Consider the following 25519-nt stretch of genomic DNA (forward strand, 5'->3'; position numbering starts at 1 on the left):
TGAGGAACCCCAGGTCGGAGCGAGTGTGTTCCACCACATCCGGGTTCGGCGGCAGGGGCGTGCGGTCGGCCGGTCAGCGGATCGGCAGGCGGTCCGGGTGCGGGATGGGGGCGCCGGGGTCGGCGACACGTCTCGTGAACGTGCCGTGGAAGCCGAACGGGATGTGGTGCTTGAGCCGCAGTGTGGCGACGTGGTCCAGGCCGCGGGCGTCGAGAATGGTGAGTTGCGACCGGTGCTCTGCGCCGAGATACACGACGGCCAGCAGCCACCCGTCGTCCTCGGCGGCGTCCTGTGCGCGGGGCACGAAGATGGGTTCGCCCACGTACGTGTGCGGCCCCATCTCATGGACCTCCGTCCGGCCGGTGTCGTTGTCCACTTTCAGGACGCTGTCGTACTCGCCGCTGGGGCCCGTCCGTCCGCTCATGTAGGTGAACCGGTGCGGACGGGTGGAGCGGCGCCAGTCGTACTGCGGAAGCTCGCCCGGCACATCGGAGAGCCGCGTCGCGATCACGCGCCCCGCCGGCGTGATCCGGTACCGCATGAGCCTGCTCGCGGGCAGTTCGGGGAACCGCGTGCGGAACCCGGTGAGGTCGCGCCGGATGTCCTCGTAGTCGTCGAACTCCACCAGGTCGACGACCGTTTCCGTGCCGTCCTCGAAGGCGTTGGCGACGTGCAGGTGGACGAGCGCCTCGTGCTCGGCGATCCGCGCCGGGCCGCCGTCGCGCGGGACGAGCACGAACCGCGTCCCCTTGTCCGGGCGGTGCCGGATCGCGTCGAACATCGGCCCGCCGCTCAGCATCGTCCGCAGGTCGAACATGTACGGGTCCAGGACGAACACCATGTGCCCGGTGGTCAGCGCGACATCGTGGTTCCACGGCATGTTCAGCATCCGCACCTTGGCGAGCCGCCGCATCCGGCCCTGCCGGTCGACCTTCCAGCAGTTCAGGTGGGGCAGCGGCGCGAACTCCTGGCCGAAGTTGAACATCTCCCCGGTGACCGGGTCCCATTTCGGATGGGCGGAGAACGCCTTGAGCATCCCCCGGAGCCGTCCGCCGAAGTCGTGGACGCCGAGGGTCTCCAGGGTGTCGGGGTCGAGGCGGTACGGCGGGCCGCCCTCCCACAGGGCCAGGAGCCGCTCGGCGTGCATGACGACACCGGTGTTCGCGGCGTTGGCGGGGCCCTTCGCCTTGGCGAAGTTGGTCCAGAACCCGCCGGGGAGCGCCGTCCCGACCGCCGGCCTGCGCGCCCGTCCGGCGACCATGCCGTCCACGAACTGCGGCGTCCGCACGTACCGGTTGCGGAACCGGACCTCGCGGCCGTCGAAGGCGAACTGCGAGACCATGCCGTCGCCGTCGAAGAGGTGGTGCAGCAGGGTGCGCCCGACCTCCCACTTGCCCGGCCCGATCCGGTAGAGCGTCCCGGTGAGTTCGCCGGGGAGGTCCCCTTTGACGTCGTCGACGACGTAGTCGTGCTCGTGCATCAGCGGGGTGAAGATGCTCTCCATGTCCGGCGCGGTCTGCAAGGGCACGGCGGCCTCCCGATCTGGATACAGACGTCCCCAGAAACGTAAGTTGAAACTTACCGCCGCGTCAACGTGCGCCCCCGGGCCGTCCGCCGACGGCCCGGGGACCATGCTCAGCCCTGGTGGGGCTTCTCCTCGCTCCAGCCGGCCGACGCGATCACCGTGTAGCTGAGGACGTCTCCGGGCTGCCGCCTGGGCACGTCCACGGCGATCACCTCGAAGCCCATCAGCCGGTAGGTGCCCGGGTCGAGGACGACGCGCGTCTCCGTGGCGGCGTCCCGCATCGCGAGCCCGATGCCGGTGCGGCCCTTGGCGTCCCTCACCTCGCCGATCGCCTGCACGCCCGGGACGTCGGCCATCGCCCGGAAGACGACCGACCGGGCGCGCGGCGGGACGGGGTTCAGCGTGATGAGCCGGAGCCCTTTCCAGAGGTAGTCGACCGCCGCGGTCCCGTCGGGATCGCCCAGCATGAGGGTCTTGTACCGCTCGGGCGCTTCACCGAACCGCTGGAGCTGCTGCTCAAGGGTCAGCATCTGGAACTCGCACTCGCCCGGCCGGTCGGCGTTGGCCGCGCACTTCTTCCGGATGTCCGCCGGGTCGTGCCGCGCCAGCGCGGCCTTCTTCCGCTCCGGTGTCGCGACCTGCTTCTCCCAACCGGCCGTCCCCAGGTCCTTCGTGGTCAGCGTCAGCCAGTGGCCGTCCGCCCACACGCGCATGCTCTGCGGCGAACCGGCCTTCTTCCAGGCGGCGGCGTCCTCCGGCGTGAGCGGCTTCGCGCCGGGCGCCACCTTCGCGTACTCGACATCGGGGTCGGAGCCGGAACGCGCCTTCCAGCGGTCCCAGGTGTCGGCGGCGACGACGGAGTAGCCGTCCGCGCCCCCGACGCGGTACACGTCGCCCTCCTCGCTCACGACATGCCAGTAGCGTCCGGCCGGCTCGTTCATCGCGTGCTCGGCCGCGGCGAGCAGGACGCGCCGCGCGTCCGGGTCCGTCTGCGGTGTCTCACCGTCCGTCGCGGTCCCGCCGCCGGTGAGAACCGCGGCGACCCCCGCGACGAGCGCCATGGCGGCGGCGACACCGGCCAGCCCGAACACGGGACGCCGGCTGACCGGGCGCCGCGCCGTGGGCCTCCCCTCCCGCATCCGGCGCCGCCCCTCGGCGACGACCTCCTCGGACGGCGGGTCCTCCAGCAGCAGCGCGCGGATCATGCGGTCATCGTTCATCGCTGTCCTCCCCGAGGGCGGCCTTCACCTTGGCGCGGGCACGGCTCAGCCGCGACGTGACCGTGCCGTACGGAACGCCGAGCGCCTCCGAAATCTCCTGGTTCGACAATTCGCTCAGCGCGCTGAGCAGCAGGACGTCCCGCTGGTCCCGGTTGAGCGACCGCAGCGCCTTCGCCAGCCGCGGCTGCATCCCCTCAGCCCGGACCCAGTTGACGACCTGCTCCTCGTGCCCGCCGTCGACCGCCTCCCGGCCGACTCTCGCCAGCGCCCGGTACCGGCGCGACTCCTGCCGCCGGTGCTGCGCCACCAGCTTCGTGGCGATGCCGAACAGCCACGGCCGGACGCTCCCCCGCTCCGGGTCGAACCGGTGCCGCTGCCGGAGCGCGATGACGAACGTGTCGGCGGCGATGTCGTCCGCCACGTCCCGTCCGAGCCGCCCGGCGATGTAGCGGTGGACATCGGTGAAATGCTCGTCGTAATGCACCGCGAAGTCATCGGCCTGCCGCGGTTCGGGCCGCACGGTCCCGGTGCCCTTCACGTCGGGTGACCTGTCATCGAGCCGCCTCTCTGCGAACGGATTGCGAACGAAAACGGTCACCCTTCACTCCGCCGCAGCCCAAAATCTGCTCCCGCCACACTCAAACGGCCGGCTCGCACTCGATGTACGTGATTACGTACACCCGGAGCCGCGCGAACTCATCGAGGACGACGGCCCGGAAGCCGAGTGAAGATCCTCTACGCGCCGGAGGCTTGGAAGCCGGCGCTTTCGAGGGAACCGACGGTGCCGCCTCAGCCGCCGCCCCGCCTGGGAAGCACCCCGCGCCGTCCCAGCAGCGAAGCCTGCTCGGCCTTCAAGGCGGCAAAGTGCTGCCGGGCGTAGTCACCGATCGCCTCAGCAGGAAAGTGGACGACCGACAGATGGTCGCCGTAATCACCCTCCGCCCACCGCGCCGCGGTGATCTCATAGCCGGAGACATGCGCGCACAAGTCGAGCAGAAGCGGCGGCATCTCTGCCTCCACCAGGAGATCGGCGTGGCCCACGACCAGATCGCGCATGGCCCGGATGTTGGGGAGGAAAACCGCCGTCACCCACAGCCGCCATTCTCGGAGTTCCTCCTCGGTGGGCGGCGTCGCATCCTGGAAGACCGACACCCCGCCCGGCCGCGCATGCCGTTCGACGAAGGCTCCGAAGATCCGCTCATTGGCCCGGGTGAGCGCCAGCAGCGGCCCGTAGAAGTCGCTGAGCTGCCGATTGACCCGCGCAAGCCGCTCTTGCCGCTGCGCCAACCGCAGCCCGTTGAGGTAAGTGGCCACATAACCGACGAACGCCAACCCGATGGCAACACTCGCTGCAAGCACGCCCACGGATGCTAGTGAATCCCCCGCGGCCGCCCACACCCCACCAGAGCGCCAAGTCTCACGTCACCAGGCCGGCCCCGATCACCTGAGATCGCAGTCCCCCGCCTTGACCCGGGCGACAAGTGCAGCGAAGTGCTTCCGGGCGATGACCGGGCACGGCCCCAAGGCGTCCTTGCTATCCCGAACACCCACCCCACGCGCAAGTCCCGTGACGACTAGCGAATGGCCAGTGGGAGCAAATCAGGGGCAGGTGGGTCAGGAGGCCGCCGCTGTTCCGGACGAGACGCGGTTCGGGACGGCCCTCTACAACCTGCGGTGCGGCAACGACCTGTGCTGGGGTTTCTGGCTCAATTCGTCCATCCACCTGCATCTGGCCGTTGTCGGTACCGCCCAGCCCTGCCACTGAGCATCCGCAATTGGGACGTCAGCGGGGTGCGGCGGCGATGCGGTCCAGCCATTCGCGCATGAGTCCGCGTTCCGGTTCGGTCAGGGCGGTGGTCTGCGGCAGGACGGCGCGGAGCGCGACGGCGGCGCCGACCGGGCCGGGGGCTGATGGCGCGGGGGCGTCGGTCGTGATCGCGGCGATGACCGCCTCGCGGGCCATGACCGACAGTTCGAGGTCGCGGGCGGCCTCCGGCATCGCGATCAGCGCGATGGTCGTGCCGCTGCCGGCGGCGTGGACGAGCTGGACGGCCCGCTCTTCGCCGACGCGCAGCCGTCCCGCCTCGGCGATCCGGTGGACGCGGGCGGCGAGGATCTCGATCCCGGCGGCGGCCGCCGGTGGCATCGCACCGGGGCGCGGCTCGCACATCAGCATGTAGAGGGCGGGGTTGGCCAGGCCGAACTGGAGGTGCTCGTCCCAGCCGGCGCGAAGGTCGTCCACCGGGTCGGTGTCGGGCTCCGGGGTGGACTTGGTGCTCAGGTAGGTCGCGAAGCCTTCGGCTGCGACGGCATCCAGTAGGCCCTGCTTGTCGCCGAAGAGGCGGTAGATGGTCGGTGCCTGGACTCCGGCCGCCGTCCCGACCGCGCGCGTGGAGACCGCCTCCCGTCCGCCCTCGGCGAGGAGCTTGGCGGTGGCGGCGAGGATGCGCTCGCGCGGGCCGCTCCCGGCCGCTCCCTCATCGACCTGCACGCTAATGACGATAACAGGTTTGTGGTAGCGCCGCTTGCATAGCAGTGTTAGCGTTACCTTGTTAGCAGTGATTCACCATCGCTCGGCAGAGGGAGACAGGGGAACCTCATGATCATCGTTACCGGCGGCAGTGGGCAGCTCGGGCGCGGCACGGTCGAGCGGCTGCTCGAACGCGTTCCGGCGGAGCGGATCGGAGTGAGCGTCCGGGACGTGGAGAAGGCGAAAGACCTCGCAGATCAGGGCGTGCGCGTGCGTCATGGCGACTTCGCCGATCCCGCCGGCCTCGCCCACGCGTTCGAGGGTGCATCGCAGGTCCTGATCGTCTCCGCCAACTCCATCGGCGAGGATCTGCTGCGGCTGCACCGCAACGCGATCGACGCGGCCAAAGCGTCGGGCGCCCGCCGGATCCTCTACACCAGCCACATGGGCGCGAACCCGTCCTCGGTCTTCCCGCCCATGCCGGACCACGCCGCCACCGAGGAGATGCTGCGGGCCTCGGGCGTTCCGTTCACGTCGCTGCGCAACGGCTTCTACGCGTCCACGACCGTGGCCCTCATCGCCGCCGCACTCCAGAGCGGCGAACTGGTCGTGCCGGAGGACGGGCCGGTCTCCTGGACCGCCCACGCCGACCTCGCCGAGGCCACCGCGATCACCCTCGCCGAGGAGACCTTCGACGGCATCACCCCGGGCCTCACCGGCGGTGAGGCGATCGACATGGCCGGCGTCGCGGCGCTCGCGTCGGAGCTGACCGGACGTCCGATCGAGCACGTCGTCGTACCGGACGCCGAGTTCCGCGCCGGGGTGATCGCCCGCGGCGTCCCCGAGTTCGCGGCGGACATGCTCGTGGCCATGTTCGCCGCCAGCCGCCACGGCGAGTTCGCCAACGTCGACCCCACGCTCGGGCGCATGCTGAACCGGCCTCCGACCCCGCTCCAGGACGTCCTGAAAGCGGCCCTCAGCAATTGACGGCGGCCTTTCCGGCAGCGCGGCCGGCGCGTGATCCCGGATGAGCCGTGAATCTCCAGTTGTGCGGCTTTCGTCACTCAATGCCCATCAAAAGCGGTGGAACCCTTACACTTGCTGCGCTACACAGCGTTAGGCCCGATTTGGGATGAGTCTGTGTGATTTACGTCTATTGGATGGACGTTCAGTGACGCCAGGGCACCTCATCTACCCAGGTCACGGCGTTTTCCGAGGCATTGATAGGGAACTCCTATCGCGCTCTTGAGATTTATCGATTTCTCTTTTTGATCGATCAGAGGCACGCTGAGTGACATCGGCCGCTGAGGCGGACAACGCCCGCGGCCCCTCCTGCGCCTCTCATGTGGAGGCGACCCTTTCTCATGACGAAGGAGCATGCGTGCTTACTGTCGGTGACCAGTTCCCCGAGTACGAGCTCACCGCCTGCGTCTCGCTGGACGCCGAGAACGCGTTCGAGACGATCAACCACAAGTCCTACGAGGGCAAGTGGCGCGTCGTCTTCTTCTGGCCGAAGGACTTCACCTTCGTGTGTCCGACCGAGATCGCCGAGTTCGGCCGCCTCAACGAGGACTTCGCCGACCGCGACGCGCAGGTGCTCGGCGCGTCCGTCGACAACGAGTTCGTCCACTTCGCGTGGCGCAAGGACCACCCGGACCTGCGCGAGATCCCGTTCCCGATGATGTCCGACCTCAAGCGCGAGCTGAGCGAGGCCCTCGGCATCCTCACCGAGGACGGCGTGGCGCAGCGCGCGACGTTCATCGTCGACCCGAACAACGAGATCCAGTTCGCCATGGTGACCGCCGGTTCCGTCGGCCGGAACGTCAAGGAGGTCCTGCGGGTCCTCGACGCGCTGCAGAGCGACGAGCTGTGCCCCTGCAACTGGAACAAGGGCGAGGACACCCTCGACGCCGCCAAGCTGCTGGCCGGCGCCTGATCCCCCGCAACTCCGCACGGCCGGCCGCGACGCGCGGCCGGCCGTACGCATGACCGGCCAGCGCATGACCGGCCGTACGCATGAAAGGACGCATGATCATGAGCGTTGACGCGCTGAAGAGCGCCCTCCCGGGCTACGCCAAGGACACCAAGCTCAACCTGGGGTCGCTGACCTCCACGTCCCAGCTCACCGAGCAGCAGCTTTGGGGGACGGTCCTCGCCTGCGCGCTCGCCACGCGCAGCGCCGTCGTCATCCGCGAGCTGGCCGAGGAGGCGGGCGACTACCTGTCCGCCGAGGCGTTCGAGGCGGCCAAGGGCGCCGCGTCGATCATGGCGATGAACAACGTGTACTACCGCGCCACCCACCTGATCGGCGACGAGACGTACGCGACGCTGCCCGCCAAGCTGCGCATGTCGATCATCGGCAAGCCGGGCGTGGACAAGGTCGACTTCGAGCTGTGGTGCCTCGCCGTGTCCGCGATCAACGGGTGCGGGCGCTGCCTGGAGTCGCACGAGAAGGTCGTCCGCGAGGCCGGCCTGTCGCGCGAGCTCGTCCAGGAGGCGCTGCGGATCGCCGCCGTCGTCAACGCGGCCGCCGCGACGCTGGACGCCGAGGCCGCGCTGGCCCCCGCCACCGTCTGACACGACGCGGCAGAAGGGCCCGGACGGTTCACCGTCCGGGCCCTCGCCGTGCTCACTCCCACTCGATGGTGCCCGGGGGCTTGGACGTGATGTCGACCGTGACGCGGTTGATCTCGCGGACCTCGTTGGTGATGCGGGTCGAGATCCGCTGCAGGACGTCGTAGGGGAGCCTCGCCCAGTCCGCCGTCATCGCGTCCTCGCTGGTCACGGGGCGCAGGACGATCGGGTGGCCGTAGGTGCGGCTGTCGCCCTGCACGCCGACGGAGCGGACGTCCGCCAGCAGCACCACCGGGAACTGCCAGATGTCGCGGTCGAGGCCCGCGCGGGTCAGTTCCTCGCGGGCGATGGCGTCGGCGTCGCGGAGGATGTCGAGGCGGTCGCGGGTGACCGCGCCGATGATGCGGATGCCGAGGCCGGGGCCGGGGAACGGCTGCCGCCAGACGATCTCGGCCGGGAGGCCGAGCTGCTCGCCGAGCGCGCGGACCTCGTCCTTGAACAGCGTCCGCAGCGGCTCGATCAGCTTGAACTGCAGGTCGTCGGGGAGGCCGCCGACGTTGTGGTGCGACTTGATGTTGGCCGCGCCGGTGCCGCCGCCCGATTCGACCACGTCCGGGTAGAGGGTGCCCTGGACGAGGAACTCCACCGGTTCGGAGGCGTCCTCCGCACTCTTGTGGGGGGACGACCCCCCAGACTCCCCGGAACCGCCGTGGACGATCTCGCGGGCCGCCTCCTCGAACACGCGGATGAACTCGCGGCCGATGATCTTGCGCTTCTCCTCGGGGTCGGTGACCCCGTCGAGGGCGGCGAGGAAGCGGTCCTGGGCGTCCACGACGTGGAGGTTCACGCCGGTGACGGCGACGAAGTCCTTCTCGACCTGCTCGGGCTCGCCCTTGCGCAGCAGGCCGTGGTCGACGAACACGCAGGTCAGCTGGTCGCCGATGGCCTGCTGGACGAGGGCGGCGGCGACCGCGGAGTCGACCCCGCCCGACAGCGCGCAGATCGCCCGCCGGCCGCCGACCTGCTCCCGGACGGCCTCGATCGACTCGTCCGCGATGTTCACCATCGTCCAGTTGGGACGGCATCCGGCGCCTTCGTACAGGAACCGCCGGAGAATCTCCATCCCGTGCTCGGTGTGCAGAACCTCCGGGTGGAACTGGACGCCGAAGAAGCCGCGCTCCAGGTCCTCCATGCCGGCGACCGGGGTGACGTCGGTGCTGGCCGTCACGGTGAAGCCGGCCGGGGCGCCGCTGACGAAGTCGCGGTGCGACATCCACACCGCCTGCTCGTGCGGCAGCCCCGCGAACAGCATGCCGGGGGACGTGACGGCGACGGTCGCGCCGCCGTACTCGGCGACATCGGAGTTCTCGACGGTCCCGCCGAGGGCCTGCGCCATGACCTGGTGGCCGTAGCAGATGCCGAGCGTGGGGACGCCGATGTCGAACAGCCCCTCCGGCGCCACGGGGGCGCCCGTCTCGTACACCGAGGCGGGACCGCCGGACAGGATGATCGCCTTCGGCCGCTTCGCGAGCATCTCCGCCGCCGGCATGGTGGACGGCACGATCTCGCTGAACACGTGGCACTCGCGGACGCGCCGCGCGATCAGCTGGGCGTACTGCGCGCCGAAGTCGACGACGAGAACGGTGTCAAAGGACTGGTCTGCGGCCACCAACTAAGCCTTTCGCACGGCCGGAAGGGGTCTCCAGTCTACGGGCCCGCTGCCTGCGCCGATGCGCCGCACCCCCGGCGGGGGCATCACATGGTGCGATCGGCCGATAACGGTCGGCATCCATTTACCTTGATCACGCTCATCGGGGGACTTCGTTCTGGTACGTCTTGATGACGTCCTGTAGTCGAAAGCATGTATCCCGCATGGTTCCCGTCCGCAAGCGACCTCCCTAGGAGTGCCGTGAAGCTGCTCGCCGCCGCCGTCCTGCTCGCCGCTCTCGTCCCCGCCGTGCCGTCCGGGCCCGCGTTGCGGAGGGCCGTGGAGCACAGGGCAACGGAGCACAGGGCAACGGAGCACAGGGCCGTGGAGCACGGATCTGCGGCTGACTGCGTGCACCCGGAGGCGCGGCTGCGGACGGGCGGGCATGGGCGGGAGCGCAACGCCCTCACCCCCGCACAGGCCGCCACCGTGGAGCAGCGCCTCGACCAGATCCTGGACGGGCTCGGGCTGAGTCTTGGCGCGAACGACCAGTCGGACGGCGGCGACCTCCGTACGCAGGCGCAGATCACGGTCCCGGTCTACTTCCATGTGATCCATGACGGGGACAAGGGCAACGTGTCCGAGGCGGAGATCAAGCGTCAGATCAGCACCATGAACACGTCCTACGGCGGACGGAACGGCGGCGCGAACACGGAGATCTCCTTCACGCTCCGGGAGATCAGCCGTTCCGACAACGCCGCCTGGTTCCAGGACCCGGAACGCTACGAGGGCACGTACAAGCCGCAGTTGCACAAGGGCGACAAGGGAACGCTGAACCTCTACAGCACCTACATAGGCGGGAACCTACTCGGCTGGTCGACGTTCCCCTGGAAGTACAAGGCCGACCCCAAGATGGACGGCGTGACCATCCACTACGGCAGCATGCCGGGTGGCGACATAGAGAACTTCAACAAGGGGTTCAGCGCGACCCACGAGGTGGGGCACTGGCTCGGGCTTTACCACACCTTCCAGGACGGCTGCGGCGGCCAGGGCGACCGCGTCGCCGACACCCCACCCGAGCGCGACCCGTCGAACGGCTGCCCGACCGACAAGGACACCTGCCCGGCTCCCGGGGCCGACCCGGTGCACAACTACATGGACTACAGCTACGACACCTGCATGACGTCCTTCACCGCCGGCCAGGGCGACCGTATGCACAAGGTGTGGAAGGCGTACCGCGCCTAGGGCGTCCTGCGCAGCTTGTCGGCATCCTCTGCGGGTAGGCGTCGGACGGCCTCGCGCAGTGTCACACCCGAGATCGTGTCGAGGCGGGGCTCGACCCACTGCACCACCCAGGACGGGTCCTTCTTGGAGAGCTCCCGGAGGACCCATCCCAGGGCCTTCCTGATGAAGAACTCGCGCTCGCTGATGAGCGCGTCTCCGAAACGGCTGATCCGCTCCAAATCCGGGTTTCCGGTCCGGACGCACGGCAGCAGCGCCAGGACGGCCGTACGCCGTATCCACATGCAGGGGTCGGCGACCCACGCGTCCAGGACCGTCGCCAGGTCGGGGTACCGGATGACCAGTCCCCCGATGACCTTCTCCGCGATGTAGTCGACGTACACCCAGCTCGCCGAGTCGCGGACGAGCCGTTCGGCCACCGCCACGTCGCGCGGCTCCAGCAGGGCGGCGCGCTTGGCCAGCACGTCTATGGCCGCCATGCGAGCCTCGTGCACGGGACGTCCGCCGTCGGTGACGTCCCAGAGGGCTTGGGCGAGTTCGAGCAGCTTGTCCCGCGTGGGCTCGGCCTTGACCGCCGACACGGCGACCCTGCGCACCGCCGGCACGGGCACGCCGATGTGGACGAAATCGCTCTTCAGATAGCTCTTCTCGCGCTCGGCCCGCGCCGGATCGCCCTGAGCGCGCAGCTCCGCCATGACGCGCGCCGCCTCGCCCTCCACGTCCATGCGGACACGCTACGCCGCCGCACCGGGGATGCGGAGAGAATTGCCTGCCACCAAAAGGCTACGAGCGCCAGTTGGCCTCATCGCCCGCCTGAAGGCGGGGGATTCCAGCGGTCGCCCGCTGGGTTTCCTGCTTCGTCGCCGTCTGCCCGCCGGGCTTGCGCCGTTTGGGTCTTACATCAGCTCCACAGGCCGACACCGCCAGCCCGGCGGCCATAACGTTCTTCGCGGCGTTGACGTCCCGGTCATGCCGGGCACCGCACACGCCGCACTCCCACTCCCTCACGCTGAGGGACAGTTTCTCAGTGATGCTCCCGCACTGCGAGCACGTCCTGGTGGAGGGGAACCACCGGTCGATCACCACCAGTTCGCGGCCGTACCAGTCGGCCTTGTACTCCAGCATCGCCCGCAACTGCCGCCACGCCGCGTCCGAGATGGCGCGGGCCAGCGAGTGGTTGGCGACCATGTTGCGGACACTCAGATCCTCGATCACGACCGTTTGGTTCTCACGGACGAGCCGAGTCGACAGCTTGTGCAAGAAATCCCGGCGCCGATCGGCGATCCCGGCGTGGATCCGCGCGACCCTGCTGCGGGCCTTGTCCCGATTCCTCGATCCCTTGGCCTTGCGGGCCAGGTCCTTCTGCGCCTTGGCGAGCCGTTCCCGGTCGCGGCGCTCGTGCCGGGGATTGGTGACCTTCTCCCCCGTCGACAGGGTTACAAGCGAAGTGACACCCGCGTCCAGGCCCACTGCTTGGTCCACCGGGTCCAGCCGGGCAACGGCGTCCTCACACAGGATCGAGCAGAACCAGCGGCCTGCACGATCACGCGACACCGTCACCGTGGACGGCACGGCCCCCTCCGGCAGTGGACGCGACCACACGATGTTCAACGGCGCCGACATCTTCGCCAGCATCAGGCGCCCGCCGCGCCACGTAAAGGCGCTGCTGGTGTACTCGGCCGAATCCCGCGACCTCTTTTTCGCCTTGAACCGCGGGTACTGTGCACGCTTGGCGAAGAAGTGGGTGAACGCGGCCTGCAGGTGCCGCAGCGCCTGCTGCAACGGCACGCTCGACACCTCGGCCAGGAACGCCAACTCCGGTGTCTTCTTCCACTCCGTCAGCGCGGCCGAGGACTGCACGTAGGAGACCCTGCGCTGCTCGGTGTACCAAGCGCGGGTGCGTTCTTCCAGCGCCTTGTTGTAGACCAGTCGGACGCAACCGAACGTGCGAGCGAGTTCTGCCGCCTGCTCGTCCGTGGGATAGAAGCGGTACTTGAACGCCCGCTTCACCTGCCGCGCCATGTCTCACATGCTAGCCGATTCACGGTGAGAACGTCGCGTAGTCAGGAGATGGCAACCCACCGTGCAAGTAGAGGGGGCGGAAGGCGCTGAGGTGACCAGGTTGCTGAGGTGGCCGGACTGGTTGGAAGGGCGGACGCGTCAGGTGATGTCGACGATGGGCAGTTTCAAGGCCGCCGGGGCCGTGGCCGGGACGGCCGGGTTCTTCGGGGAGACGGGGGTGATGCGGCGGTACGGGGTCCCCAGGGCCGGGCGCGGGTCGTCCTCGGCGCGGTTCGGCCAGAACGACATGGCGCGTTCGGCCTGGGCCGTGATGGTGAGGGACGGGTTGACGCCCAGGTTCGCCGAGACGGCGGAGCCGTCCACGATGTGCAGGCCGGCGTGCCCGTAGACGCGGTGGTAGGCGTCGATCACGCCGGAGTCCGCGGAGTCGCCGATGGCGCAGCCGCCGAGGAAGTGCGCGGTCATCGGGACGTCGAACAGGTCGCCCCAGGTACCGCCCGCGATGCCGCCGATCTCCTCGGCGATCCGGCGGGTGGCCTCGTGCCCCTCGGGGATCCAGGTCGGGTTCGGCTCGCCGTGCCCGGCGGAGGCCCGGACGTCCCACCCGAACGGGCCCCTCTTCGGGCGCAGCGTGATCGAGTTGTCGCGGGTCTGCATGACCAGGGCGATGACCGTCCGCTCCGACCAGTGCCGGACGTCGAACAGCTGGACGAAGTCGCGGGGTCGGCGCACCACCTCGCGGGCGAACTTCAGGATGCGGGGCGTGTGCCGCTCGCCGGGGCGGTCCCCGTCGACGAGGAGGGTCTGCAGGCCGGCGAGGAGGTTGGAGCCGCGCCCGTAGCGGACGGGCTCGACGTGCGTGTCCGGCGCCGGGTGGAACGACGAGGTGATCGCGACGCCCTCGGAGAAGTCGGGGCCCGGCCTGCCGTTGCCGCGCCCGCCGCCGAGGATCGCCTCGGAGTTCGTGCGGGTCAGGGCGCCGAGCCGCTCCGACAGGCGCGGCAGCGTCCCGGTCGTCTTCAGCTTGTGCAGCAGCTTCTGCGTCCCGTACGTCCCGGCCGCGAAGACCACCTGCTCGGTGGTGAACGTCTTGCGGTCGCGTCCGAACGAGCCGGTCCGGACGATCTCGACCGCGTACCCGCCGCCGGGCAGCGGCCTGACCGAGGTGACGCGGCTGAGCGGCATCACCCGGGCGCCGGCCTGCTCGGCGAGGTACAGGTAGTTCTCCGTGAGCATGTTCTTCGCGCCGTGGCGGCAGCCCACCATGCACTCGCCGCACTCCAGGCAGCCGCGCCGGCGCGGGCCCGCCCCGCCGAAGTAGGGGTCGGCGCTCTCGACCCCGGCACCGCGCCCGAAGTAGACGCCGACCGGGGTCTTGACGAACGTGTCGCCCTTGCCCATCCGGTCGGCGACCTTCTTCATGACCTTGTCGGCCTCGGTCGTGGTGGGGTTCTGGACGACGCCCAGCATCCGCTTGGCCTGCTCGTAGTAGGGCGCGAGCTCGTCCTGCCAGTCGGTGATGTGCGCCCACTGCCGGTCCTTGAAGAACGGCTCCGGCGGGACGTACAGCGTGTTGGCGTAGTTCAGCGACCCGCCGCCCACGCCCGCCCCCGCGAGCACCAGCACCCGGCTCGCCTTCTCACCCCGGATCAGGTGCATCCGCTGCATGCCGGTCAGGCCCAGCGCCGGCGCCCACAGGTAGCGGCCGACGCGCCAGTTCGTCTTGGGCAGCTCCGGATACCGCGACCCCGGCGCGCCCGACGGGTTCGTGTCGAAGCGGCGGCCCGCCTCGATCACGCCGACCTTGTAGCCCTTCTCCGTCAGCCGCAGCGCCGACACGCTGCCGCCGAACCCCGATCCGACGACGAGCACGTCGAAGTCATGCTTCACAGACGATCCCTACTTGATGTGCAGCTTCTTCATGAGCTTGATCCCGGACGCCATGTAGTCGGCGAACTTGTCGTAGGCGATGGCGCCCGGAGGTTCGAGGTCCATGAAGTGCTGGCTCGCGACGGTCTGCACCTCGGTGAACTTCAGCAGGCCCTCCGCCCCGTGGCGGCGTCCCACACCGGACTGCTTCATCCCGCCCATCGGCGAGTCGTAGGACGCGAACGCGGCGCCGTAGCCGTCGTTGACGTTGACGGTCCCGGCCTGGATGCGGGACGCGAGGCGGCGGCCCCGCGCGGCGTTCTTCGTCCACACCGACGCGTTCAGCCCGTAGGCGGTGTCGTTGGCGCGGGCGACGACCTCGTCCTCGTCCCGGTACTTGTAGACCGCGACGACGGGCCCGAACGTCTCGTTCGCGCACAGGTCCATGTCGCCGGTGACGTCCGCGAGGATCGTCGGCTCGTAGAACAGCGGGCCGACGTCGGGCCGGGCCTTGCCGCCGACCAGGACGGTCGCGCCCTCCTTCACGGCCTGGTCGACGTGCCGCGTCACCGCGTCCAGCTGCCGCTTGAACGTCAGCGAGCCCATCTCGGCGTCGAAGTCGAGGCCGGTGCCGAGCTTCATGCCCTCGACCAGCTCCACGAACCGGGGGACGAACCGGTCGTAGACGTCCTCGTGCACGTACAGCCGCTCGATCGAGATGCACAGCTGCCCGGCGTTGGTGAAGCACGCGCGGATGGCGCCGCGCGCGGTCCGCTCCACGTCGGCGTCCGCCATGACGATCATGGGGTTCTTGCCGCCGAGCTCCAGCGAGTACCCGACGAGCCGGGGCGCGACCTTCTCCGCGATGGCCTTGCCACCGCGCGTCGACCCGGTGAACGAGACGTAGTCGGCCTCCTCCACCAGCGGGTCGCCGATCTCGGCCGGCTCCCCGACGACGATCTGCCACAGGTCCTTCGGCAGCCCGAGCGATACCAGCAGGTCCAGCACCCACAGGCTGGACAGGCACGTCTGGGTGTCCGGCTTGTGGATCACCGCGTTGCCCGCCATGAGCGCCGGCGCGATGTCGCTCGCCCCCAGCGCGAACGGGTAGTTCCACGGCGCGATCAGCGCCACGACGCCCTTCGGGTGCCGCAGCTCCCGCACGCGCGTCAGCCCGGGCATCATGCCCTGCCGGCGCTTCGGCTTCAGCAGCTTCGGGGCCCGCCGCGCGTAGTACAGCGAGCACAGCGCCACATCGAGGAACTCCTCCATCGCGTGGCGGCGCGCCTTGCCGGTCTCCAGCTGGATGATGTCGAGGATCTCCTCGCGCCGGTCGACCAGCGCGTCCGCCAGCCGCAGGAACGGCTTGACCCGCTCCGCGGCGGGCCGCGCCGCCCAGGCCCGCTGCGCCTCCCTGGCGCGCTCATGGGCCTTGCGGACGTCGTCGGCGCTGGAGAGCGGAACGGTCGCGAGGGGCTCGCCGGTGAACGGGCTGGGGATCGTCGCGCTGTCGGAGCCGTCCGAGACGACGCGGGCGGCCAGCCGCTCGATCAGGGTCTGGGAGAGCTGCGTGCCTTTGGCAGGGACCGTCGGGGATGCCATGCACGCAGGGTATGACCACCTGCCCATTTTGGCTACCCGCAAGTAACGCGCTACATGCGGTGATATGCCCCACGTGGCCCCGCTATCTCCGTCCCCAACTGACAACCGGCGGGCGAACGGAGCGTTCCAACCCGCCCGGACTTGTGCAACTCCCAGACTGACCATGGCGACCCGGTGTATCTCGAAGGGAAGCACCTGACCAGTGACGGAGAGGGAGTGAAGCGCGAATGACGGACGCCCACGGCGGCACGCGGCCCGAGGCCGGCACGGGGGACGGCCCGCAACCGTCCGGCGGCGGCCCCCGGCCGCGCCGCGACCGGCGTGAGCAGACCCGCACCGCGCTGCTCGCCGCGGCCGAACGCCTCTGGGCCGAACGCGGCATCCACGGCGCCTCCCTGGACGACATCGCGGCGGCCGCCGGCCTCACCAAGGGCGCCGTCTACTCCAACTTCGCGGGCAAGACCGACCTGCTGCTCGCCCTGATGGAGCGCATCACCAGCGACCGCACCCGCCCCGACGTCTGCGACGAACTCCGCGCCGCCGAGCAGGACGCCGCCCGCGACGCCGCCCGCGAGGCCGCCCTCACCGGCCGCCCGCCCCGCCGCGCCGCCGCCGACGACGACCGCCCCCGCCGCCTCGCCCTGCTGCTCGTCGAGTTCTGGCTCTACGGCATGCGCGACTACGCCGCAGGCTGGCGCATCGCCGACTGGTACGCCGAACGCCGCGACCGCCTCGCCCGCGAACTCGAACCCACCGAAGGCACCACCCCCGCCACCGGCACCAGCACCGACACCGACGCCGGGGCCGCCACCGGGGCCGACACCGGCACCGCCAACGGGGTCGCCACTGGCACCCCCACCGGCGACGATCCCGACGACCCCGACCGCATCGCCCCGGCCGACCGCGCCGCCCTGACCATGGCCCTCGACTTCGGCCTGGCGTTCCAACACCTCCTGGACCCTGCCCGCGTCCCCGCCGACCTCTACCGAACCGGCAAATCCCTAGTCCAAGGCCCCCGCCCCACCTGACCACCACCCCCACGGAGGGCGGCTGGGTCAGGGGTGCGCCGACGGGCGGCCAGGGTCAAGCCCACGGCCAGGGCCCAGCACTACGGCCAGCAGGGCCAGGAGCAACGCGGCGAACCAGCCGCCGGTGGATGGGCGGAGGCTACCGGTTGATGAGCGGGGGCCGCCGGTTGATGGGCGGAGGCCGCCGGTTGATGGGCGGAGGCCGCCGGTTGATGAGCGGAGACCACCGGTTGATGGGCGGGGGCCGCCGGTGGGTCGCGCGTAGTGCGTCCAGGACTTGCAGGCCGAGGGCGGCGGCAGGTGCGGGCGGGAGCGGCCTGCTTGGCGAGCAGGTCGGCCAGGGACCGGCCCGGCAGGGACCGACCGGGCAGAGACCAGCCGGGCAGAGACCAGCCAGGCAGAGACCAGCCCGGCAGAGACCAGCCCGGCAGGACCGGACGGGCAACGGGTCCGTGATGGGCCACTGCTGCCCGTCCCCGGTGGTGACCAGGTCGTGGACGGTGATGGGCCGCTGCGCGCGCCTCGCCCGCGAGGCGCGCCGTCCAGGCGGCCCGTCCGTCGGCGTCCGGGGCGTCGGGCAGGCTCCTTGACCTTGCGGCCGAGCCGCTCGTCGTAGGCGCGCCAGACGGTGCCCATGCCGCCGCGTCCGAGCGGCTCCAGGAGCCGGTAGCGGTCCAGCAGCAGTCGCCCGAGAACCTCGGTCACGCGGGGACGGTAACCCACACCCCGCACCCAATATCGGACAGACGACCATGTACGGGTGACGTGCGGGCGGCACGCTCGGTGAAGGAGGCAGGGCTAGGGGGTGGCGGTGGGGACGATGTCGGGGGCGCCCTTGCGGTGGGCGTCGGCCTCCTGGTCGTCCTCCTTGGTCTGGGAGGCGCGTTCGGCCTCTACGCGCTTGCGGTAGTACTCGATCTCGCGGTCGCGCTGCTTCTTGGACCAGCCGAGGACGGGGGCGAGCAGGTCGGCGGCCTCCTGCGCGGCGCCGACGCCGCGGTCCCAGGTCTCGATGGAGATGCGGGTGCGCCGGGACAGGACGTCGTTGAGGTGCCGGGCGCCCTCGTGGGTGGCGGCGTAGACGACCTCGGCGCGGAGGTAGTCCTCGGCGCCGGTCAGCGGTTTGGCCAGGTCGGGCTTGTCGGCGATCAGTTCGAGCAGGTCGTCCACGAGGCTGCCGTAGCGGCGCAGCAGGTGCTCGATGCGGGCGACGTGCAGGCCGGAGCGGGACGCGAGGCGCTGACGGGAGTTCCACATGGCCTGGAAGCCGTCGCCGCCGACGAGCGGGATGCGGTCCGTGCAGGACTCGGCGACCTTGCCGTCCAGTCCGTGGGCGACGGCGTCTATGGCGTCCTTGGCCATGACGCGGTAGGTGGTGTACTTGCCGCCCGCCACCAGGACCAGGCCAGGGACGGGGTGCGCGACCACGTGTTCACGGGAGAGTTTCGAGGTCTCGTCTGTCTCGCCGGTGAGGAGTGGGCGCAGCCCCGCGTAGACGCCCTCGACGTCGTCGTGGGTGAGCGGGGTCGTCAGGACCGAGTTGACGTGGTCCAGGATGTAGTCGATGTCGGCCTTGGACGCTGCAGGGTGGGCCTTGTCGAGGTCCCAGGCGGTGTCGGTGGTGCCGATGATCCAGTGCCGTCCCCACGGGATCACGAACAGCACGGACTTCTCCGTGCGCAGGATGATGCCCGTCGAGGAGTGGATGCGGTCCTTCGGGACGACCAGGTGGATGCCCTTGGACGCCTTCACGTGGATCTGGCCGCGCCCGCCGACGAGTTCCTGGATGTCGTCCGTCCACACGCCGGTGGCGTTCACGACCTGCTTCGCGCGCACCTCGCTGGTCGTGTTGCCCTCAAGGTCGCGGATGCGCAGCCCGGTGACGCGCTCCCCCTCGCGCAGGAAGCCGAGGCACTGGGTGCGGGACGCGATCTGGGCGCCGTACTCCGCGGCCGTCCGCAGCACCGTCATCACGTAGCGGGCGTCGTCGACCTGCGCGTCCCAGTACTGGATCGCGCCGGTGAAGGAGTCCTTGCGCAGGGACGGCGCGAGCCGCAGCGCGCCCCGCCGCGTCAGGTGCCGGTGGTGCGGGACGCCGCGGGTGCTGCCCATCTGGAACGAGAGCAGGTCGTAGAGGGCCACGCCCGCGCCGAAGTACGCGCGCTCCCACACGCGGTGCGTGGTCGGCAGCAGGAACGGGACGGGCTTCACCAGGTGCGGCGCGATCTGCTGCAGCAGCAGGCTGCGCTCGGTCAGCGCCTCCCGGACGAGGTCGAAGTTGTACTGCTCCAGGTAGCGCAGCCCGCCGTGGATCAGCTTGGACGACCGCGACGACGTCCCGGACGCGAAGTCGCGCGCCTCGACGACCGCGACCGACAGCCCCCGGGTGGCGGCGTCCAGCGCCGCGCCCGCTCCGACGATGCCGCCGCCGACCACGACGACGTCGAACTCCTCGCGGGCCATCCGGTCGAGTGCCGCGGCCCGCTCGGCCGGTCCCAGACGGGAGCTTCCAAGGCCGGTCACCGGTGATGCCGTCATCGCGTATCCCCCCACAGCGTTCGGTTTCCGAGCAGTACCTACCCAAGAGTAAGGACAGGCCCACCCCGGAAATTTCTCCACCGAGGGTGGGTTCGCTCTCAGTCGGTGGACCGGCGCGGCGCCACCACGACCTGTACCCTCTGGAACTCCTTCAACTCGGTGTAACCAGAGGTCGCCATCGCGCGGCGCAGGGCCCCGATGAGGTTCATGGAGCCGTCCGCGACATGGGACGGGCCGTACAGGATCTGCTCCATCGTCCCGATCGTCCCGAGTTCGAGGCGGGTGCCGCGCGGGACGTCGCCGTGGTGGGCCTCGCTGCCCCAGTGGTAGCCGCGCCCCGGCGCCTCGGTCGACCGGGCGAACGGGGACCCGACCATCACGGCGTCGGAGCCGCACGCGAACGCCTTGGCGATGTCGCCGCTGTTGACCATGCCGCCGTCGGCGATGACGTGGACGTAGCGTCCGCCGGACTCGTCCATGTAGTCGCGGCGGGCGGCGGCGACGTCCGCGACCGCGGTGGCCATGGGGACGGCGACGCCGAGGACGGTCCGCGTGGTGTGCCCGGAGCCGCCGCCGAACCCGACCAGCACGCCGGCGGCGCCGGTCCGCATCAGGTGCAGCGCGGCCGTGTAGGTGGAGCAGCCGCCGACGATCACGGGGACGTCGAGGTCGTAGATGAACTGCTTGAGGTTCAGCGGCTCGGCGCGCCCGGACACGTGCTCGGCGGACACGGTCGTCCCGCGGATGACGAACAGGTCGACGCCCGCGTCGATGACGGCCTTGTGGAACTGGGCGGTGCGCTGCGGCGACAGCCGCGCGGCGACGGTGACGCCGGCGTCCCGGACCTCGGCGATCCGGCGGCCGATCAGCTCCTCCTTGATCGGCTCGGTGTAGATCTCCTGGAGCCGCTGGGTGGCGCGGACGTCGTCCAGCGAGGCGATCTCGGCGAGCAGCGGCTCGGGGTTCTCGTACCGCGTCCAGAGCCCTTCGAGGTCGAGGACGGCGAGCCCGCCGAGCCGCCCGACGGCGATCGCGGTGGCGGGGCTGACGACGCTGTCCATCGGCGCGACGACCAGCGGCATCTCGAACCGGTAGGCGTCGATCTGCCAGGCGACGCTGACCTCCTCGGGATCGCGCGTCCGGCGGGACGGCACGATGCCGATGTCATCGAAGGCGTACGCCCGGCGGCCGCTCTTGCCCCGGCCGATCTCCACCTCAGCAGCCACTGCGCCCCTCTTCCTCGCCCGGCGCCGTGCCGGTCATCGCCTGGTCGGTGTTCCCGCCGACCGCGGGAACAAGCCCCGAAGAGCTTACGTCAGCCCCCCGCACCCCCGAGATCCACCCACACATACGCTCCGCCCGTACACATCCGCCCCGCCACCGCACACCCCCACACGAACGCCGCCGCCCACACGCACCGCCCCACACGCACCGCCCCACACGCCGCCCCACACGCACCGCCCCACACGCACCGCCCCACACGCACCGCCCCACACGCACCGCCCCACACGCACCGCCCGAGACGCCACCGCCCGGAAACCACCGCACACCACGCCACCGCACGCACTCCACCGCACGCGGAATCCACCCGCCCGCCGCGCAGGTGCCACAACGCGGCCATCTCCGTGCCGACCTCACCGCCTACACGGGCCACCGCACACCGCACGCACGCCACCACGCCGCCGGACACACATGCCGTCCGAGATGCCGTCGCGCGGACACCACCGCACGTCGCGGCATCATCGGCGCGCCCACGCGTCCGTCCGCTCGACGGCGGGGCCGGGCGGGGTGGGCGTCCGGGGGCTTGGCGGTGGGGTCAGCGGCCCTGGTAGTTGGGGGCCTCTACGGTCATCTGGATGTCGTGGGGGTGGCTCTCGCGGAGGCCGGCGGCGCTGATGCGCATCAGCTGGCCGCGCTCCTGGAGTTCGGGGATCGTGCGGGTGCCCGCGTACCACATGGACTGGTGCAGGCCGCCGACGAGCTGGTGCGCGACGTTGGCGAGCGGGCCGCGGTAGGGCACCTGCCCCTCGACGCCCTCGGGGATCAGCTTCTCCTCGGCGCTGACGTCGGCCTGCGCGTAGCGGTCCTTGGAGTAGGACGCGCCGCGCTCGCGGTTGCGCATCGCGCCGAGCGAGCCCATCCCCCGGTACGACTTGTACTGCTTGCCGTGGACGAAGATCAGCTCGCCCGGCGACTCCTCGACCCCGGCGAGCAGGCTGCCGAGCATCACCGTGTCGGCGCCCGCGACCAGGGCCTTGGCGATGTCGCCGGAGTACTGGAGGCCGCCGTCCCCGATCACCGGGACGCCGGCCGCCTTCGCCGCGCGGGCCGCCTCGGTGATCGCGGTGATCTGCGGGACGCCGACGCCGGCGACGATGCGGGTGGTGCAGATCGAGCCGGGGCCGACGCCGACCTTGACCGCGTCGGCGCCCGCGTCCACGAGCACCTGCGCGCCGGCCCGGGTGGCGATGTTGCCGCCGACGACCTCGACGCCCGAGTTGCCCTTGATCGCGGCGATCGTGTCGGCGACGCCCTTGGAGTGGCCGTGCGCCGTGTCCACGATGACGACGTCGGTGCCGGCCTCGATGAGGGCCTTGGCGCGGCGGATCGCGTCCTCGCCGACGCCGACGGCCGCGGCGACGAGCAGCCGGCCGTCGGCGTCCTTGGTCGCGTTCGGGTACTGCTCGCTCTTGGTGAAGTCCTTGGTGGTGATGAGGCCCTTGAGCCGGCCGTCGGCGTCCACGAGCGGGAGCTTCTCGACCTTGTTGCCCGCCAGCAGCCGGAACGCATCGTCCCGCGACACGCCGACCGGCGCCGTCACCAGCGGCATCGGGGTCATGACCTCGCGGACCGGGCGCGACAGGTCCGACTCGAACCGCATGTCGCGGTTCGTCACGATGCCGACCAGGACGCCCCGCACATCGGTGACCGGTACGCCGGAGATCCGGTAGCGGGCGCAGAGCTCCTCGACGTCGGCGAGCGTCGCGTCCGGCAGGCAGGTGATCGGGTTGGTGATCATCCCGGACTCGGACCGCTTGACCCGGTCGGCCTCCTCGGCCTGGTCCTCGATCGACATGTTGCGGTGCAGGACGCCGATGCCGCCCTGGCGCGCCATCGCGATCGCCGTCCGCGCCTCGGTCACCGTGTCCATGGCCGCCGAGACCAGCGGGATCCGCAGCGAGATCCCGCGGGTGAGCCGCGTCGTGGTGTCGGCCTCGCCGGGCTGCATGTCGGAGTACCCGGGGAGCAGCAGCACGTCGTCGAAAGTCAGGCCCTGGGGGAGGATCTTGTCGGGCTCGGCGGCGGGGTTCATGACAACCTTCCCGTAATGGTGGCGGCATCGGGCCAGGTCACGCGGGACCCTGCTCCCATGGTAGGGCGTCCGGCCGTGCCGGGACCGGCTCTTGCGGACGGCGGGCACGTGGTCTTGATGACATCGCAGAACACCGGGGACGGCACCGTGCATTCCCGGCGGGCGCACACGCAGCGCGATTGTTCGCGCACAGAGGAGAGCGGGGGGTGCACCTTTCGGTCCGTCCGGCAGTAGCGTGGGAGTGTGCACGATGACGCACCGCTCGACCCGTTCGCCGGAGACCCGGAGGATCCGGCGGCGGCGCTCGGCGACCCCGGCGACGAGGCCGCTCCGCTCAGCGTGACGGAGCGGGAGGACGTGCTGGCCGACCTCGCCGACCTGGAGGTCTTCCGCGCGCTGCTGGAGCCGCTCGGCGTGCGCGGCCTCACCGTCGACTGCGGCGACTGCGGCAAGCTCCACTACATCGACTGGGAGTTGCTGCACGGCAACCTGCGCCACCTGCTGGACGCCGGCCTGCCCCGCGTCCACGAACCCGCCCTCTCCCCCGACCCGGTCGACTACGTCAGCTGGGAGTACGCCCGCGGCTACGTCGACGGCGTGATCGACAGCGAAGAGGGCCACGACGAGAACTAGCCCGCCACCCTCACCAGCCTCCCGGGCCTAACACCCGCCGACACGCCTGCCCTGAAAACCGCCAAATACGCGGGGCCTGACATGCCACCCGACCCTCGTCACTAGCGGCCCTTGCGCACCGTCCTGTGCTTGTTCACGTCAGCTGCGGTGTTTGTCGGGGCTGGCGGGGTTAGTCGTCCCAGCGGGGGGTTTTGTAGGGGTTCGCCTGTTTTTCGGCTTCGCGGCGTAGGGCTTCCAGGTGGCGCAGGGCGTCGTCGGGAGAAGCGGTGGTGGGTGGGGCCGCCTCCGGGTGGGAGGACGGGGCCGATTTCGTCATGGCGGGGGCGTCCCGGGGGGCGCGGTGGTGGCGGGACGGGAACAGGTGCTCCAGACGCCGCTTGAGGCGTTCGATGTCCGCGCGCTCCGGGTCGCGGGACGGCTTGCGGGCCGTGACCGGTTCCGGCGCCGGACGGACGGGCGGCCGGGCGCGGTCGCGCGTCGCGGCTTCGACGTCCGCGGCGGGTGCGCCGGCCTGCTCGGTGACCCCGGTCGGGCTCGGGGCCGGGGCGGCCGACGGGCGGTCGGCGACGCCGCCGCCCGCGGCCGCGACGCCGGTGCTGGCGAGGACGGCGCCCGCCACGCCGAGGGCGACGATGGTGCGGGGTCCGCGGCGGCGCGGGCCGGGCCCGGACGGCGCGGGCGGGGCGGGGTCGGCGGTCTGGTCGTCCACGTCGGTGATCAGCGCGTGCAGCAGCCGCACGGCGGGGTCGGTGTCGTCGGCGGGACGCGCCGCGCCGAGCGCGCGCCGTGTGGCGAGCGCCTCGACGAGGGCGTCGGTGCCGCGGACGGCCGACAGGTCGACGGCCGTCGGAGCGACGGCCGACAGGTCGACGGCCGTCGGAGCGGCGGCCGTCGGGGCGACGGGCGGCGGAGCGGCGGACGGCGGGCGGGCCGCCGGGGCCGGAGCATCACCGGAGTGCGAGGGCTCGGCCGGATTCGGGGCGCCCCCGATGCCGGTGAGGGGGCCTCGCTCCGTCAAGCGATCGACTCCTCTCTGGCCATCGCCCGCAGCCGCGCCAGGGCCCGGTGCTGCGCGACCCGCACCGCGCCCGCGGACATGCCGAGCACGTTGCCGGTCTCCTCCGCCGACAGCCCCGCGACGACGCGCAGCAGGACCAGCTCGCGCTGGTGCTCGGGCAGCCGGGTGAGCAGGTCGCGGGCGCGCTGCGCCTCGATGTAGCGGACCACCGTCTCCTCGGGCCCGGGACGGTCGTCGGGGCCGTCCGGCAGGTCCTCGGTGGGGACGGCGGCGCGCACCGCGCTGCGCAGCGCGTCGGCGATCTTGTGCGCGGCGATGCCGAACACGAAGGAGGCGAAGGGGCGGCCCATGTCCCGGTAGCGGGGCAGGGCCGACAGGACGGCGATGCAGACCTCCTGGGCCACGTCGTCGGCGATGTGGTACTGCCCGGAGACGCGGCCGAGCCGGGCCCGGCAGTACCGGACGATCATGGGGCGCACCTCGGCGATGAGGACCTCGATGGCGCCCGGGTCGCCCTGCACGGCGAGCGTCGTCAGCTCCTTGAGGTCGCCGTCGTCGGCCGCGTCCGCCGCGCGCAGCGTCCGCGTTCCGCGGCCGGTGTCGCGGGGCGGTGGAGGGGAATGGCCTCCCGAGGGTTCGGCAGCGCGCGCGGTCATGGTCCCGGCGAAGCATCCCTCGGTCACGCCTTGCATGATGCCCAGCACCGCCGGGCGTGTCTGCCCCGTCGAAGACAACGGAATGGTCACAGTGCTGGAACGAACCTGGGAATACTACACCGCGCGTTCATTTCGCTGCCCGGCGTCACGAAATCTTAAAT

General features: G+C 70.9%; 22 protein-coding genes. 7 read left to right on the forward strand and 15 right to left on the reverse strand.

The features are described 5' to 3' along the window. Positions 1-73: 73 nt before the first annotated feature. The 4 genes from ABFX46_RS25240 to ABFX46_RS25255 all read right to left on the reverse strand — a co-directional run bounded on the left by ABFX46_RS25240 (position 74) and on the right by ABFX46_RS25255 (position 4110). Complete coding sequence (locus ABFX46_RS25240) at positions 74-1528, reverse strand: carotenoid oxygenase family protein (RefSeq protein ID WP_346045759.1); 1455 nt, start codon at positions 1526-1528, stop codon at positions 74-76. A 107-nt stretch (positions 1529-1635) separates the two neighbouring features. Further along, a complete protein-coding gene (locus ABFX46_RS25245; RefSeq protein ID WP_346045761.1) occupies positions 1636-2745 on the reverse strand; it encodes a hypothetical protein in 1110 nt (369 codons plus the stop codon). Beyond that, positions 2735-3283 carry an RNA polymerase sigma factor gene (locus tag ABFX46_RS25250; RefSeq protein WP_346045763.1) on the reverse strand — a complete coding sequence of 183 codons (549 nt, stop codon included), beginning with the start codon at positions 3281-3283 and terminating at the stop codon, positions 2735-2737. Before ABFX46_RS25250 ends, ABFX46_RS25245 begins: the two co-directional genes overlap by 11 nt. A gap of 251 nt (positions 3284-3534) precedes the next feature. Continuing rightward, positions 3535-4110, reverse strand: coding sequence for a hypothetical protein (locus tag ABFX46_RS25255; RefSeq protein ID WP_346045764.1), 576 nt, complete (start codon positions 4108-4110; stop codon positions 3535-3537). 223 nt (positions 4111-4333) lie between these two features. Here ABFX46_RS25255 and ABFX46_RS25260 point away from each other — a divergent pair, with 223 nt between their 5' ends. Further along, positions 4334-4510 (forward strand): hypothetical protein, encoded by a 177-nt coding sequence (locus ABFX46_RS25260; protein ID WP_346045766.1) that lies wholly within the window; start codon positions 4334-4336, stop codon positions 4508-4510. Positions 4511-4528: 18 nt separating this feature from the next. Here ABFX46_RS25260 and ABFX46_RS25265 read toward each other — a convergent pair whose 3' ends face one another. Continuing rightward, positions 4529-5236 (reverse strand): TetR/AcrR family transcriptional regulator, encoded by a 708-nt coding sequence (locus ABFX46_RS25265; protein ID WP_346045768.1) that lies wholly within the window; start codon positions 5234-5236, stop codon positions 4529-4531. Between the two features lie 108 nt (positions 5237-5344). Between ABFX46_RS25265 and ABFX46_RS25270 the strand changes: the two genes are divergently transcribed. The 3 genes from ABFX46_RS25270 (at position 5345) to ahpD (ending at position 7792) form a co-directional block, all read left to right on the forward strand. Continuing rightward, positions 5345-6202 (forward strand): SDR family oxidoreductase, encoded by an 858-nt coding sequence (locus tag ABFX46_RS25270; protein WP_346045770.1) that lies wholly within the window; start codon positions 5345-5347, stop codon positions 6200-6202. 394 nt (positions 6203-6596) lie between these two features. Further along, positions 6597-7151, forward strand: coding sequence for a peroxiredoxin (locus ABFX46_RS25275; protein WP_131938696.1), 555 nt, complete (start codon positions 6597-6599; stop codon positions 7149-7151). A gap of 98 nt (positions 7152-7249) precedes the next feature. Further along, a complete protein-coding gene (gene ahpD, locus ABFX46_RS25280; RefSeq protein WP_346045772.1) occupies positions 7250-7792 on the forward strand; it encodes an alkylhydroperoxidase, AhpD family in 543 nt (180 codons plus the stop codon). Between the two features lie 52 nt (positions 7793-7844). Here ahpD and guaA read toward each other — a convergent pair whose 3' ends face one another. Further along, complete coding sequence (guaA, locus tag ABFX46_RS25285) at positions 7845-9458, reverse strand: glutamine-hydrolyzing GMP synthase (RefSeq protein ID WP_346045774.1); 1614 nt, start codon at positions 9456-9458, stop codon at positions 7845-7847. A 240-nt stretch (positions 9459-9698) separates the two neighbouring features. Here guaA and ABFX46_RS25290 point away from each other — a divergent pair, with 240 nt between their 5' ends. Further along, positions 9699-10682 (forward strand): zinc metalloprotease, encoded by a 984-nt coding sequence (locus ABFX46_RS25290; protein ID WP_346045776.1) that lies wholly within the window; start codon positions 9699-9701, stop codon positions 10680-10682. On the opposite strand, the gene ABFX46_RS25295 is transcribed toward ABFX46_RS25290, so the two are convergent. The 4 genes from ABFX46_RS25295 to ABFX46_RS25310 form a co-directional block, all read right to left on the reverse strand. Then, positions 10679-11404, reverse strand: a complete 726-nt coding sequence (locus tag ABFX46_RS25295) for a DNA alkylation repair protein (protein ID WP_346045778.1) — start codon at positions 11402-11404, stop codon at positions 10679-10681. The two genes, ABFX46_RS25290 and ABFX46_RS25295, sit on opposite strands and share 4 nt — an antisense overlap. 58 nt (positions 11405-11462) lie before the next feature. Then, on the reverse strand, positions 11463-12701 hold the full coding sequence (locus tag ABFX46_RS25300; RefSeq protein WP_346045780.1) for an RNA-guided endonuclease InsQ/TnpB family protein: 1239 nt from the start codon (positions 12699-12701) through the stop codon (positions 11463-11465). Between the two features lie 138 nt (positions 12702-12839). Next, positions 12840-14591 carry a GMC oxidoreductase gene (locus tag ABFX46_RS25305; RefSeq protein ID WP_346045781.1) on the reverse strand — a complete coding sequence of 584 codons (1752 nt, stop codon included), beginning with the start codon at positions 14589-14591 and terminating at the stop codon, positions 12840-12842. Positions 14592-14600: 9 nt separating this feature from the next. After that, positions 14601-16172 carry a succinic semialdehyde dehydrogenase gene (locus ABFX46_RS25310; protein ID WP_346045783.1) on the reverse strand — a complete coding sequence of 524 codons (1572 nt, stop codon included), beginning with the start codon at positions 16170-16172 and terminating at the stop codon, positions 14601-14603. A gap of 227 nt (positions 16173-16399) precedes the next feature. Here ABFX46_RS25310 and ABFX46_RS25315 point away from each other — a divergent pair, with 227 nt between their 5' ends. Further along, the gene (locus tag ABFX46_RS25315; RefSeq protein ID WP_346045785.1) at positions 16400-17200 is read left to right on the forward strand and encodes a TetR family transcriptional regulator; all 801 of its coding nucleotides are present in this window, start codon (positions 16400-16402) and stop codon (positions 17198-17200) included. A gap of 798 nt (positions 17201-17998) precedes the next feature. Here ABFX46_RS25315 and glpD read toward each other — a convergent pair. The 3 genes from glpD to guaB form a co-directional block, all read right to left on the reverse strand. After that, positions 17999-19738, reverse strand: a complete 1740-nt coding sequence (glpD, locus tag ABFX46_RS25320) for a glycerol-3-phosphate dehydrogenase (protein ID WP_346045787.1) — start codon at positions 19736-19738, stop codon at positions 17999-18001. 98 nt (positions 19739-19836) lie between these two features. Then, complete coding sequence (locus ABFX46_RS25325; protein WP_163053086.1) at positions 19837-20952, reverse strand: GuaB3 family IMP dehydrogenase-related protein; 1116 nt, start codon at positions 20950-20952, stop codon at positions 19837-19839. Positions 20953-21554: 602 nt separating this feature from the next. Next, positions 21555-23051 carry an IMP dehydrogenase gene (gene guaB / locus ABFX46_RS25330; RefSeq protein WP_346045789.1) on the reverse strand — a complete coding sequence of 499 codons (1497 nt, stop codon included), beginning with the start codon at positions 23049-23051 and terminating at the stop codon, positions 21555-21557. A gap of 243 nt (positions 23052-23294) precedes the next feature. Between guaB and ABFX46_RS25335 the strand changes: the two genes are divergently transcribed. Then, positions 23295-23684 (forward strand): DUF5319 domain-containing protein, encoded by a 390-nt coding sequence (locus ABFX46_RS25335; RefSeq protein ID WP_131944990.1) that lies wholly within the window; start codon positions 23295-23297, stop codon positions 23682-23684. 169 nt (positions 23685-23853) lie between these two features. Here ABFX46_RS25335 and ABFX46_RS25340 read toward each other — a convergent pair whose 3' ends face one another. Together ABFX46_RS25340 and ABFX46_RS25345 are read right to left on the reverse strand one after the other, a co-directional pair. After that, entirely contained in the window at positions 23854-24702 is an 849-nt protein-coding gene (locus tag ABFX46_RS25340; protein WP_346045791.1) for a hypothetical protein, read from the reverse strand. Next, the gene (locus ABFX46_RS25345; protein ID WP_428831305.1) at positions 24699-25394 is read right to left on the reverse strand and encodes a sigma-70 family RNA polymerase sigma factor; all 696 of its coding nucleotides are present in this window, start codon (positions 25392-25394) and stop codon (positions 24699-24701) included. Before ABFX46_RS25345 ends, ABFX46_RS25340 begins: the two co-directional genes overlap by 4 nt. Positions 25395-25519: the final 125 nt, after the last annotated feature.

The sequence above is a fragment of the Actinomadura chokoriensis genome (assembly GCF_039529475.1).
GTDB classification, from domain to species: domain Bacteria; phylum Actinomycetota; class Actinomycetes; order Streptosporangiales; family Streptosporangiaceae; genus Spirillospora; species Spirillospora bangladeshensis.

Excerpts from the sequence above, each read along its gene's own strand:
- ABFX46_RS25245 (WP_346045761.1), bottom strand. The coding sequence starts at position 2,745 with ATGAACGATGACCGCATGATCCGCGCGCTGCTGCTGGAGGACCCGCCG.
- ABFX46_RS25270 (WP_346045770.1), top strand. The coding sequence starts at position 5,345 with ATGATCATCGTTACCGGCGGCAGTGGGCAGCTCGGGCGCGGCACGGTC.
- ahpD (WP_346045772.1), top strand. The coding sequence starts at position 7,250 with ATGAGCGTTGACGCGCTGAAGAGCGCCCTCCCGGGCTACGCCAAGGAC.
- ABFX46_RS25295 (WP_346045778.1), bottom strand. The coding sequence starts at position 11,404 with ATGGACGTGGAGGGCGAGGCGGCGCGCGTCATGGCGGAGCTGCGCGCT.
- ABFX46_RS25300 (WP_346045780.1), bottom strand. The coding sequence starts at position 12,701 with ATGGCGCGGCAGGTGAAGCGGGCGTTCAAGTACCGCTTCTATCCCACG.
- ABFX46_RS25310 (WP_346045783.1), bottom strand. The coding sequence starts at position 16,172 with ATGGCATCCCCGACGGTCCCTGCCAAAGGCACGCAGCTCTCCCAGACC.
- ABFX46_RS25315 (WP_346045785.1), top strand. The coding sequence starts at position 16,400 with ATGACGGACGCCCACGGCGGCACGCGGCCCGAGGCCGGCACGGGGGAC.
- glpD (WP_346045787.1), bottom strand. The coding sequence starts at position 19,738 with ATGACGGCATCACCGGTGACCGGCCTTGGAAGCTCCCGTCTGGGACCG.
- guaB (WP_346045789.1), bottom strand. The coding sequence starts at position 23,051 with ATGAACCCCGCCGCCGAGCCCGACAAGATCCTCCCCCAGGGCCTGACT.
- ABFX46_RS25345 (WP_428831305.1), bottom strand. The coding sequence starts at position 25,394 with ATGCAAGGCGTGACCGAGGGATGCTTCGCCGGGACCATGACCGCGCGC.